A 12,571-nucleotide genomic window follows, 5' to 3' on the forward strand; every position below is an offset into this window, starting at 1 on the left:
CTGCATGCTGTCCCGGCTGCCACTACGTCGACCACCGATATCGCTCCTGGCACGCAACCGGTACAACCGACAACTCGGCAGAAGGAACAGCGCGGCCCCGGCCCTCACCCAGAAGCCGGGGCCGCAGTCGGCGATCAGGCGCGCAGGCGGCTGCGGTTCTCCGCCTGGGTCAGGAGACCGAGGACCGCCCGATCCTGCCAATGCGCGCGCCACCGGTCGGCCTGGTCGCGATCGACGAACAGCCCGAGGCCGTAGTCGGTCGAAGGGGTCAGCTCAATGGCCTCCCACCCGCCCTCGGCGGCGGCAAACCCATCGGCGATCTGGGCGAACGCCGGGCCCCGGAAGTGGCTCACGGCGGTGTCGCTCGTGTCCAACGGCACTCCGGACAGGTCAGAGGTGAACGTCCCGGCGGCGCGCCGCGACTCGAAGTAGGCGGTCTTCTTGTCCTCGATCTCCACCTGCATCACGTTGTGTACCTGGGAGCGGAGGCTCGGGGTCGTGAGGCAGGTCTTGTAAGAGAAGTCGATCGCGCTGCCGTCCGTCCGCACCACCTCGAACCCGGGGTATTTGCCTTTCTGCGGAGGGGCGATCCGGATGCCGGCCACACCTACGCCGATCTTCTCCTCGGCCTCATGGTGCATGTCGAGAAGGTCCCGCACGAGATCGAACTCCTCATCAACCAACTCGGTCCCGATCGGGTTCCCGTGCAAGATCTTGCGCACCGCGTCGGCAGCCGCCGTCTTCGTCGTGTACCGACGTCGCCCGATCCAAGTCACTGCCATCAGATCAACCTCCTGATCATCCGCACGCCACATCCGGGCGCCCCACAACGATGGACCCGCCGAACGGCACAACGGAAGCGAACATCGCAGATGTGGTAAGGGAGTTCGCACATCCCACACCACTCGTCCGGGCGTACCCGGGCCAATTCGTCTGCTTCGCCTTCACGGGGGTTCGGGTCCAACAGCGATCCCGGGTCACTCGACCTACGCCGAGCTGCCAGCGCGCTCCAGCCTCGGTACTCGTGCTTCGAGTTCGGCAGGTAGGTGCCAGTTTTCGATGGTGGGTGTCATATAGAGCTGCGCCCGCGCCGAGCACGTCTTCGCCCGTTCACGAATTCTCCACCCCGGCCCGTGAACCGGCCGGGACCGGACGCCGGCACAGAGCCGTCACTCCTCCTGCGGCAGGACGAAGCGCAGCCGCATCGCGGTGCTGACGATCCGATAGCCAGTCAGGCCGGACTCGCTGAACGGGTTGGGCAGCGGCGTGATCCTGCGGCGCTCGTGGTCGTTGACGTGGGAGACGTAGACGATCCGGTACTCCACGTCGGGCTCCAGCTGGCTCGCCCGTGCGGCCCGCGTCTCAGTGTCCCCGAGCTGGATGTCGCCGTCCGCGCCGGTGGACGACTTGACCTCGAAGAGCAGCGTGCGCTCGCCGTCCCGGATCAGGAAGTCGTAGCCGAGGCCGTCGTCGCCCAGCCCGTCGGCAAGGACGTGGCGGCGCATCTCCGACTTCCACGACTCCTCGGGCGGCACCCCGAAGTGCCGTTCCAGCCAGGCGCCGACCGCCACCTCGCCGGCGAGGCCGACCGCGACGGGCTTCTCGCCATTGCCGGACTCCCGCAGGCCACCCGTGCCGTTCCCTGAGCCTCCGGATCCGCGCTGGCGCGGGATGGCGGCAGCGGGGCCGGGAGCCTTGGGGGGCACCACGTCGACCGGCGTCGCCAGCTGCGCCTCGGTAAGGTCGGCTACCACTGTGCGCGCGAGTTCGCGCAGGTCGTCGCTCCCTATGGGCAGGAGCTCGCCGTTGAACTCCAGCGTCGGCGTCTGGGACCGCCCCGACGGTGCCGCTGCCCGGCCGTCGCGCGGCGACAACGGCTGACGGCCCGCCATGTCGCCCTCCAGCCCGAGATCGGCGAGGTTCGTCGTGGCCGGCATCCCGTCCGGCCAGTAGCCACGCGAGCGCAGCCAGGCGATCAGTGCCTTGCGGGTCAGCGGAGCGAAATCGAGGAGCCCCTCCGCCTCCATCTCCTGGGCGACCCGCGCCGCCCCAGGGCAGGTGAACTCCGTTCCGGCCCCCTGCCGGGTGACCCAGCGCTCGATCAGGCTGCGCAGTTCCGGCAGTCGGGCGTGCACGAAGCCCACACACGCGCCCCGGACCTCGCTCACCGGCGGCAGCGCCCCCGAGTCCTTTCCCGCCGGGGGCAGGTGCTCGGCCAGCCACCGGTCCGCGTGGTCGGCCATCAGCTGGGCGGGGAGCTCCCAGAGCGTCCGGTGCCACGCCGGGTCGGGGCCGAGCTCCGGCAGTTCGCGAAGCCGCACGTACTCCCCCAGCTCCCGCCCGGCGCGGTGGGAGGCCGCGAACGCGTCGCGCACCCGGTCCACCAGCCACGAGCGGTTGCCCTGCAGCCAGGCTTCGAACTGGCGGGTGTGCGGGGCGGAGTTGTCGATCGTGGCCAGCCCGAGGGCCTCCCAGGCGCGGTTGGCCCGCTCCAGCGGCACGCCGAGCCGCAGCAGGAGCCGCTGCCAGTCGTCCTCCGGAAGCGAGAGCAGCAGCTCGGCGCGGTCGGCGCCGAGCTTCCCGCACAGCCAACCGCGCAGGTGCTCACGGCTGTTGAAGGTCTCCTGGAGCCGTTGCAGCTGTTCCGCCAACTCGACGTCCTCGCAGGCGAGGACGGGCACCAGCCGGGCGCTGCCCGAGCGGGCGGAGGCGCGGTCGGAGAGCACCGCCTCCAGCCGGTGGAGCGGCAGGTCGAGCGCTGAGGCCAGGTCAGCCTCCGTCACCTCGGCGGTCTCCCGGCCCCGCATCCGCTGCCCCAGCCTCATCAGGGCGAGTTCGATTTCCCGGGCCAGGTAGGGAGCGCCGACCAGCTCCGCGATGCCCGGCGCGGCCGCCTGAAGGACCGGCCAGTGGGCTCGCGGCGGTGCCTGGACGACGACCAGGCAGGGGTGCTCGGGGTCGTCGTGCAGCACCGAGCGGTCGGTGGAGGCCAGCACGTGTCCGGCGACATGGGTGACGGCCTCGGTGGCGAGCACCAGGGAGCACGAGCCCAGGCGCCGGAGGAGCCGGGCGACCGTGACCGTCTCCGGACGCAGGGCGTGGTCCTCGTCGTACTCCACCACCGCGGCCACCAGGGCGCGCAGCCACGGGCCGGTGAACTCCAGCAGGGGCGTGCTCGGTGCCTGCGGCGCGGGCAGGTGGTCCGCAACCACCCGGACCGCCGCCTCGCTGCACGGAAGGGGCTCGAAGCCGTGGTGGTCCGCGAGGTGCTCGCGCACCCGGCCGCCCAGGGCCCGGTCGTCCAACGGCAGCACGGGGACGGGGACCTGGTCGAGCAGCTTGCGCTGCTGGCCGCTGCCCGGATCCGGCAGGTAGACCGGTTCGGCCGTCTCGTCGTCGGGGGCGGCGGGGAGGACCTCCAGGGCGCCGGCCCGGGAGACCAGGAGGGCTTCCAGGTCGGTGGACCGGCTGCCGGCCGGCGGTCCGCCCTGCCCCTGGTGGGGTGGCAGCAGCTCCGACCAGGCCCGCTCGTAGGCGCGGCGAATCTCGTTGGAGTGCACCCCGTGGCGCAACTGAGCCGCATCGAGCAGCAGTTGGGGCAAGTGGCGGAGCCGGTCAAGGGCGGTGCGGGGGTCGGACCAGCCGCGTACGCCCAGCAGGTCGAGCCGTTCCAGCGCCGTGCCGGTGGCCAGCTGCCGCAGCCTCGCGGATGCGACGGAGAGGTAAGCGGGCGGCTGCTCGCTCTCGCTCCACCACCACGCGGTCGAGACCGGGGCGAAGGTGCTCCGCCCCTGGTGGTCCAGGGTCTGCGGAATCCACGGCGCGTGGGAGAGGAAGGTGGCGAGCGGGGTCGGCCAGACGGTGCCGGAGTGGTCGCTGCCTCCGGTGAAGCGGGCCTCCAGGGCGCTGGGCCGCCACTGGCCCAGGCCGTGGACGATCAGTTCGGCGTAGAGCCGACGGCTCTCGTCGGAGAATCCGGCGTAGGCGTCCTGGCCGGGGAGTTTCGCCAGCCGGCCGTTGTGGGGCCGGTAGGCCACGGTCGAGTAGGGGACCTGGTTCCTGTTCCGCCAGTTCTGGGCCGTCGCCGTCCAGTCCCGGTGCGCCTGGGCGGTTGGGCAGATCGACCAGTAGGCGTCGAAGGACCACGGGTGGTTGAGCTGGCTCCCCTTCACCGGCCCCCAGACAGGGTGGTACGTCGGGCGCAGGCCGTGGCTCACCTCGTGGCGTTCCAGGAAGCGCTGGAGCACGGCCGGATCGGTGCCGCTGCCCTCGCACACCTCGGCGGCCGGCCGCAGGATTGCGTCGTGGGCCTTCCGGAGGGAGTCGTCCAGGGTCCGGGTCAGGTCCAGGAAGCGGACGAGCGTGTCGTCGACGGCCGAGGCCGCTCCCGCCCAGCCCGGACCGAACATCGCGTCCGAGGAGGGCAGCCAACCTCCCCGGGTGGGCACGAGCAGGCCTTCGACGCGGCCCGCGCGCGGGCCTTGCGCGCTCCACAGGCGGCAGGCCAGGTGCAGGCACTCCCGCCGGGTCTTGTCGTCCTGTCCGTCCTGCCGCATCACCGCGGTCAGGACGGGCAGCAGCGCCGCCGGGGTGTACGTCTGCACGAGCCGCTGCTGTTCGAGCCACCGGCGCCCGGCGGCGCGGCGGCTCCGGGCCTTGCCCCGGCCTCCCGACCACGGGATCGCGCCGTGGACGAAGGAGAGGTTCTCGCGCACGCGGACCGGTAGCGCGTCGGGCCGGAGCAGGACGTCGCCGGTGTCGGGGAAGAAGACGTGCGCGCCACCGGCGGGGACGAGCCGGCCGTCCGCGTCGAGGACGATCCGCTTGCCGCGCAGCTCGGCGGCGTCGGGGAACGACAGCGCCAGGTCGTGGTAGAAGTCCGCCCAGCGCTCGTGGTCGGCGTCCTCTGGGGCGGTGGTCTCGGCCAGCTGTTCGGCCACGGCCTCGGCCCACACGGCGAGTTGGGAGGTCGTGGGCTCCAGGCGTAGTCCGAGACGGCGGCCCATCTCCCGGAGCCGTTCGGCGCGCAGCGGGTGCAGGGCCGGGTCGATGATCGCCGCCCTGCCGGTCGCGCCGACGGCCTTCGGGGTGAAGACCTCGACGCCCTCGGGCTGCCCGACGAGGTAGCCGTAGTCGAACGAGGTGCGGGAGCCCTCCGGATAGACCCTCGGCATGAAGGCCACCTCGTTGAGCTTGCGGTCGAGCTTCCGGAACGCCTCCCGCAGGCGCTCCAGCTCCGCGCGCTCTCGGCAGACCAGGTCGATCACGGCCTCGCCCGGCAGCCGCACCCGCCCCTCGTCGACCAGCACGGCCGCCCGGGCGCAGGCCGTGGCCACCTCGTCGAGCAGCAGCCGGTTCCACGGCGTCTCGACGGCGAGCGAGCGGCGGCTGACGTGGGCGAAGAACGGCGCGTTGACGTACCCGCCGACCGGACAGTCCGTCGCGCTGCTCATCGGCAGGAAGGTGTACAGCCGGCCGCGACTCAGCGGCTTGCCCACTGGGACGGCCACCACCACCTCGGCGGACCCGCGCCACCGCTCCCAGGCCTCGCCCATGTCGCCGCTGGCCGCGATGGCGGGGAGGACGCGCGTCTCCGGCACCTTACTGCGGACCAGGACCAGCTTCCGGCGTCCCTGTCGCAGCGCCACCTCCTCGATCCTGAGGCCGCGGGCCTTGTACAGCGTCGTCACCCGCCGCCCGTAGACGACGCGGTTCTGGGCGGCGCCGGCCTCGGTGTGGGACACCACGACCGTGGCCAGACGGTCCAGGAAGAGCTCGAACGGCGCGCTGTCGTCGGCGAGTTCGCGCAACTGTCGGGCGGCCGAGGCGCGGGCCTCGGCGTCCTTGAGGGGCAGGCGGACGACGGTGACGATCCCGTGGCGACGGAGCCGCCGCACCGGCTCCGGGACCTCGTCCACGGGCACCGGGAGGGTCAGCGCGGACAGGTTGGCGCGCAGCCTGTCGGCCGCGCCGGGGTCGTCCGGGGCCACCTCGGCGGCCAGCCGGTCGAAGTCCGACGGCCGGGCGAAGCGGAAGCAGTAACCGTCGAAGGCCTTCGCGGCCGGTGCCGAGACGCTGTACAGCTCGGGGGCCTCGGTCAGCTGACGGACGCTCTTGAAGCCCACGCCCTTGTGCCCGATGCCCTCGTCCGGCCGCTTGCTGGACGACGCGACCCGGCACAGCGCGTCGAAGCGCTTCGGCGTCAGCTCACGGCCGCCGTTGGCCATGTAGAGGACCCCGTGCTCGCCCTCGGTCTCGTCGAGCAGGATCTCCACCCGCCCGTCGCCCGGTGTGGTCGGGTGCGCGTCATGGGCGTTCTGGAGCAGCTCGACGAGTACCCGCCCCTTGTACTCGGGGGCCAGTACCTCCTCGATCACGGCCTTCAGGTCGCGCGAGGTCGTGTCGCCCTCCGCCAGGTTCCTCAGGCACGTCCGCGCCTTCCTCACGGACTGCGCCCACACCTGCCGCCGACGGGAACCCGCCGCCCCGGAGCCCTTCAACCGCCGCCTCCCCGTGCCGTACGAAATCATCCGCGGCCACGCTACTAGGGCACGCATTTGGTCATACTCAATGGGTCCGAGGCCTTGATCCATCAGCTCGGTCTTGTCCAGCACCGTGCCCAGCACGTCGCCAGGACTGCTTCAGTGGGTGAGCGTAAGGCCTGCGCACACAGCCCCCGCAGCCGTGTAACGCCAAATTGTCGCAGCCGCCGATGGTGCTATCGCGAGCTGCCGGATCAACCATAGCTTCCAGCCGCCGGAGCACGTCGAACGTCAAGTCGAAACGTCGAACGTCCACACACTCTGAGCCAGGGGCGGCGACTTGTCCGTCGCAATGCCCACGCGATGGAGCCAGACCCGATGCTCTTACACCGACCAGACTCAGCGGTCCTCGACGATGAAACACGCCCGCTGGTAGAGCTCGTCGAACGTGATGATCTCGACGTCCTGGATCGACGTCCGGTACAGCTCGAAGGAGCTGAGCTTCTCCGGGTTCACGGCGCCGTTCTGGATGAACTCCTGCAGGCTCCCGATCACCACGACCTGCCGCGGGCGGGTGGTAGACAGCCCGACATCGATCGGGGTGCCGTCGTCCTCGTAGATGCGATCGAGGAACTGACGGGAGATGAGCTGCTGGGCCTTGTTGACGGTCTTCTGCACCTGGGCCACGCCCCCGCCCAGCTCCTTCGATGCCTGGTAGACGCCCGATCGGTACGGGATTCTGGCGAGTAGCTCAGTCTCGTGGGTCTTGATCTCGCAGAAGAGCATGCTGCTGATCAGACCCTTGGAACGCATGATGGCGTCGATGCGTTTCCCGGCACCGCCGAAGATATTGGCGCCTGTGGTGATGCGTTCCAGCTTGCCGTCGTCGATGGATTGGCAGGCGATGAGGTTGAGGCCGTAACCGAAGATCCACTGGTTCTCTTCGAAGAAGGCCTGCCAGACCGCCTCCGCTCCGCGTGTCGTGGCCAGGCTCTCCGCCTGCTGGAAGTAGTCCGGATCGTTAAGGAGCCGCTCGAACCTCTGGAGCTGTTCCTTGCGGTTGCTGATCAGCCGGATGTCCGCTTCCGTAAGTCCGCCACCGACCGCAGACCTGACCGCACCGAGAACCATCCTCCGGTCCTGACCGGTCAGCAGCTGGGCCAGCTGCGCTTCGTCCCCGGTCACCAGCTGGTGGAGGACACCGGGGGTGCTCAGGCCGACGCAGCCCTGCATGAAGTTGATGACCTTCCAGAAGTTCTCGTGAACGTCGCCGGTGTCGACGAGCGCCTTGACCGCCCGGGTGGCGCCGGTGTCGGGCATCATCTGGGAGATGGGGGTGTCCCCCGCCTTCTTCTTGTCCTTCTTCCAGAGCTTGATCCTCGGCGTGTAGCTGTCGCCCTTCTTGATGATGGTGACGTTGAGCAGGGTCGCTACCTGAGGCCGATCGTCGAGGACGAAGTCGGTGATCATTCGGCGTGCGCGGGTGTCGTAGAGGTGCTGGAGCCCATCACCGTCTTGGGAACCGCGGATCTCCAGGCTGGCGAAGTCACCTCGGGTGACGTCGAACTCGGTGCTGGTGAAAGGGAGACGGAAGCCCCGAACGATGGGGGTGGCAGGGGCAGCGGCCCGGGTCCGCCAGTCCGGCGCGATGTTGGGCATGGGCCGGGGATCGCCTTCGACCACGAGGCTCTGGACGTCGGTGCGCCCGAGCTGGCGCAGCACGCTCTCCAGAGTCCGCCAGACCAAGTCTTTCGTCTCTTCGGTGAAGGCGTGCAGGAGCTCGCGCTCCACCGTCAGGACCGCCTCGTACGTGTCCGCCGTCCAGCCGTCACCCGGCATGGGATGGAAGAAGCCGCCGTCGCGGCGCAGGGTCAGAATCGCGGTGCGCAGCAGGTCCCGTGCGCTCTCCTCGCCGGCGCAGTCCAGAAGGCTGTAGGTCTGGCCAAGGACCAGGTCGAGCTTGCCCGTGTCCTCATCGCCCAGCGGCAACGGGACCAACGGGCCCGTCGGCGCGACGCGCACCGGGGTGTACAGCGGGCGGCCGGAAATGAACTCATAGGGACGCAGGCTCCATCCGTCCGGTGCCAGAAGCCGGTTCAGCTCCTCGACGTGCCCGGTCGCCTCCTCGACGTCGGCCGCCACCTCGGGATGGACCACCCGGGCCAGAAAGGCGAGCAACACCTCATCCGCTCCGCGGAAGAGCTCCAGCCTGGGGTCCTCGAAGATCCAGTCGTCAGGCAGGTCGAAGTTGTTAAACCGGTGCTGCTGGATATCGGCGCGGGCAGTCGGGAGCTGGCTGCTCTCCGACGGCGGCAGGTCCAGGTCGTAGAGGCCCTCCAGAAACGCGACTTCGTCCAGTTTTCCCCACCAGGGCCTCGACATCCCGCGCAGGTACTTGAAGATGTCTTGCCGCGTCACCGCCGTGATATCGGGTCGTGCTTGTGCCGGGGCGGGGTCACTGGACGTCATGCCTCCATGATGGACGGCCGGGATGCCAGGAGGCGGACTATCGGGAGATTCCGTTCTCGCGCGGGCATCAAGGAGTCTGGAAGGCCGGCCGCGAGAACGCCGCAGTGTTTCCAGCGAGGCCAAGGTGTCGGCAACGGTCTGCCCATCCTCAACGTCGCTTCAGGTGAACGGCGTTCTGGGAGAGGGCATCTCCCCCAACGATGTGCCGTGCGCCCACGGACTGAGGTCAGCCTGCGCTTGCGAAGGCGACCACGTTCGACGCCCCATCCACCCCACGACCAGCTCGGGCCGACGACGTTTCAGGGCAGCCGACCTGCACCGATCTCCCATCGCTCTCCAGTTGCCCTGCATGTGCTTCGAGTTCGGCGGGCAGGTACCAGCCTTCGATGGCGGGTGTCATGTAGAGGCGAGCTTTGAGGCCGAGAAGGAGCTGGCGACGCCCTTCCTGGTCGGCCACGGTCCAGGCGTCGGCAAAGGTCTGGCCGGTCTCGACCTCGACCCAGGCGGAGGGGCGTTGTGGCAGGGCAGCGAGGCGGCGGCGCTCGTCAACCAAGGTCTCGAGGCTTCGGCGTACTCGTCGTCGCCGCCGGGGTAGTCGAACAGGTTGCGGCGCTTCTCCTCGCGCAGGTCGCGCATGGCCTGGGTGACATGGTTGAGCTGTTCGGTGTGGTCCTCGCCGGGATGAACCTGCGCACAGTCATCGCCAGCCCGGCCAAAGCCTGGCGCCGGTGCTGCGGAACCCCTGAGGAAGTGTCCGCCCCGGCTACTCCTGGGACGGCCAGGTCTCTGCCATATCGATCGCGGAACGGGGTGCGATCCGGTTCGACTGCTGCGAGGATCGCCGGATGCACCTCGCCCTTCACCCGGGAGCGAACCGGGAGAACGTCCTTCAAGCGCTGCGAGACGTGGAGACGGAGGTGAGCAACCTCTACACCGGCTCCCCGCTGGGCGCAGGCGAGCTCGTACTGGCGTACCTGGAGTGGGCAAACAACGCGGTCGAGCGGCTGACCAGCCAGCTGAGCGAGCGGGAGATCGAGCGCCTCGTCTTCACCCGCCGCTACGAGCACCTGCTCGCCGGAGCCGCCGACTTCGGCTCGGGCTCCATGGAGAGGTTCACCAACAGCCTCGTCCGGCTGGAGTTGCGGCAGCGGCAGACCGCGTTCGAGGAAGCCGTACGCAGGCTTCAAGAGGCCATCAACCGAGGGCCTCAGGCGGCCCTGACAGTGGTGTTCGACACCAGCATGTTCATCGAGCACCCGCAGGAGCTTGAGTACATCGACTGGGCCGCTCTGGTGGGTGCGGAGTTCGGCACCGTTCACCTCATGGTACCCATCGTCGTCATCGATGAGCTGGACCGCCTCAAGGAGTCCACGAACAAGCACGTGCGCCATCGGGCTCGTCGCGCCCTGAAGGTGATCGACGGCCTCTTCCCGAAGGGGGATCGGTGCTACAGGATCCTCCGGAAGGGCGACGGTGGGCCCGGCGTGGCCGCTGAGATCCTGTTCGACCCGCCGGCGCACACTCGCTTGCCGATCGCCGACGACGAGATCGTGGACCGGGCGCTGGCCGTGAGCCCGGTCGTCGGCGGCCGGATGAAGCTGTTCACCTACGACGTCGGCCAGTCGAGCCGAGCGAGGCACGCCGGGCTCGACGTCGAGAAGCTGAGCCCGCCGGAGGACGCGTAGAGACGCGGTTTCGCGGTCTCGCGGTCTCGCGGTCTGTGTCATCCTGTGCGGCCCAACCAGGCGAGAGGGCGCACAGGGATGACGGCCCTTGATATGACCAGTGACGACCATGTGAGCCACTCGCCCGAGGCGGACGGCACGTTCGCGACCGAACTGACAGAACAGGGGGCATCGGCTGGCCGGCACAATACCCGGCACGAGCAGGCGACGACCGAGCCGGAACACAGTGCGCTGCGACTGACAGCGCGTCCCATGTGGTGGTCAGCTCGTTGATTCGGTCATGGGGAGTGGCGGGTGAGGTTGGATAGCTCCTGACTGCTTGTGGGATCTGGTAGTGCCGTTGCTGCCAGCGGCCCGGGTGCGGCCGCAGGGCGGCGGGACGGCGCTCAGCTGCCCAGGACGAGGCCGCCGACAGCCGTGGGGCCGCCTCCGGGAACGTATCGGGGCCACCCACCGGCACCCATGACGTGGAACGGCTTCCCGTGGTCATCGACGACCGTGGTACCCGGCTCGCCCTGCTTCACCCAGTCCAGCTCGATCGTGAACCAGCACTCGTCCAACGTGTCGGAGATGTTGAGGACGAACACCTCCGGGTCCGCCGCTTCGATCCGGAACGGGAACTGCGTGAGTGGCTTCGTCCCCTGGACGGCCACGACCTTTGGAGACGTCGGGTCGAGGTCGACGTCGAACGGGCGCTCGTCCTGGCCTGCGCCGCAACCGCCCTGCCCAAGAACGATGCCCTGTTTCGGCAGCGGCCCGCGTTTGACGACGCTCACCCGCACGCCCATGAGGAGGACCGACTCGTGGGACGATGTCTGGGCGGTGACCTCGATCACCGGCTTCACTGGGGCTGACGCCACTAGGGTGGCGCCGTCCCAGGGCGCCCAGTTGGTCCCCTTGGCCTGCACGAACGCCTCTCCGGGGGCCTGTAACGTGTAGTACTCGGGACAGGCCGGAATGAGCCGGCCCTGAATGTGGACGTCTCCGCCGGCACTCGGCCACAAGGTCGTCGCCGCGCCGATCGCAAGGGCAAGCAAGATACCGAGCCAGCCGTACCGCCGGACCATCCGTGCCACCGAACGCGTCGGCTTGCGGTCCGAAAGGCCCGAGGAGGGGCTCCCGTCGAACGGGTCATAGTAGTGTCGCCGTACATGGTCGGCTTCTGGCCTCAGCAGCCTCGCACGCAGGGCCGTCTCGTCCCACAGCTCCATCACGAGGCCATGGGCCTGCTCGTTGCGCCGCTTCCAGTCGTCCCACCACTTCGCCGTCGGCCCGTCCATGTTCGACGGCACGCACAACACCCACCGCTGGACGGCGTGGCCCTGCTCCCGTGCGGCCTTCACGGCCGCGTTGAAGGACTCGCGGATCTGGCGCCGGTGGCTGTCTCCGGCGGTGACGGGGAAGAAGTACTTCGCCTGCCAGACGGTGACGGCACCGTCGAGGTCGCCCGCGAAGGCGTCGATGCCCCAGTCCCCCGGGTTCGCCGCGATGATGCGGACGCCAGGGGTGAGCGCGAGTGCGAGCTGGCCAATCATTGCCTCGAAGTCGTCGCGGGCGCCGCCCATGCCTCCCGTCCGCACTTGGTGGGTGGCGAAATTGACGGGTGGCATGCCAGCCCCCGCCGTCACCCCTCTGTTCGGCACGGTCCCCCCTGAAGCCAGAGATCAGATGGCCTGCGGCCGCTGCGCACTGCTGCGCGCGACTCACGAAGAGCAAGGGGCGATCCTATTCGGCGATCTGATGGATACTCAAGCTTGCTGGCCACGTGCGGAGGTGCGGTCGTAAGCAGCCATGGCACACACTCAACAGCACGTCACCGACACTCCGGTCCCGCCGCCGCGAGGCCCCAGCCCTTGGGGGCGGGGCCAGCGGGGATGGCACGACTCACGACGTAGGGCGTGGTCTAAGGAATCCGCCCGACGTCGAGCTGGTCGA

6 protein-coding genes are annotated in these 12,571 nt (G+C 69.5%); 1 reads left to right on the top strand and 5 read right to left on the bottom strand.

From position 1 onward, the window contains the following. Positions 1-134: 134 nt before the first annotated feature. From ACWDBB_RS23700 to ACWDBB_RS23715, 4 genes are all read right to left on the bottom strand, one after another. Positions 135-782, bottom strand: a complete 648-nt coding sequence (locus ACWDBB_RS23700) for a DCL family protein (protein ID WP_380451269.1) — start codon at positions 780-782, stop codon at positions 135-137. A gap of 387 nt (positions 783-1,169) precedes the next feature. After that, positions 1,170-6,446, bottom strand: coding sequence for a sacsin N-terminal ATP-binding-like domain-containing protein (locus ACWDBB_RS23705; protein WP_449791512.1), 5,277 nt, complete (start codon positions 6,444-6,446; stop codon positions 1,170-1,172). Positions 6,447-6,881: 435 nt separating this feature from the next. After that, positions 6,882-8,951 (bottom strand): Shedu anti-phage system protein SduA domain-containing protein, encoded by a 2,070-nt coding sequence (locus ACWDBB_RS23710; RefSeq protein WP_449791513.1) that lies wholly within the window; start codon positions 8,949-8,951, stop codon positions 6,882-6,884. A gap of 226 nt (positions 8,952-9,177) precedes the next feature. Further along, positions 9,178-9,504: a hypothetical protein gene (locus tag ACWDBB_RS23715; protein ID WP_157881959.1), complete on the bottom strand. Its 327-nt coding sequence runs from the start codon at positions 9,502-9,504 to the stop codon at positions 9,178-9,180. Positions 9,505-9,796: 292 nt separating this feature from the next. Between ACWDBB_RS23715 and ACWDBB_RS23720 the strand changes: the two genes are divergently transcribed. Continuing rightward, a complete protein-coding gene (locus ACWDBB_RS23720; RefSeq protein WP_449791514.1) occupies positions 9,797-10,636 on the top strand; it encodes a PIN domain-containing protein in 840 nt (279 codons plus the stop codon). A gap of 386 nt (positions 10,637-11,022) precedes the next feature. Here ACWDBB_RS23720 and ACWDBB_RS23725 read toward each other — a convergent pair whose 3' ends face one another. Beyond that, positions 11,023-12,201, bottom strand: coding sequence for a hypothetical protein (locus tag ACWDBB_RS23725; protein WP_449791515.1), 1,179 nt, complete (start codon positions 12,199-12,201; stop codon positions 11,023-11,025). Between the last annotated feature and the right edge of the window lie 370 nt (positions 12,202-12,571).

This window comes from Kitasatospora sp. NPDC001095 (assembly GCF_053598615.1).

Coding starts and splice junctions, on each gene's coding strand:
- ACWDBB_RS23700 (WP_380451269.1), bottom strand. CDS start 782: ATGGCAGTGACTTGGATCGGGCGACGTCGGTACACGACGAAGACGGCG.
- ACWDBB_RS23710 (WP_449791513.1), bottom strand. CDS start 8,951: ATGACGTCCAGTGACCCCGCCCCGGCACAAGCACGACCCGATATCACG.
- ACWDBB_RS23720 (WP_449791514.1), top strand. CDS start 9,797: ATGCACCTCGCCCTTCACCCGGGAGCGAACCGGGAGAACGTCCTTCAA.
- ACWDBB_RS23725 (WP_449791515.1), bottom strand. CDS start 12,201: ATGGGCGGCGCCCGCGACGACTTCGAGGCAATGATTGGCCAGCTCGCA.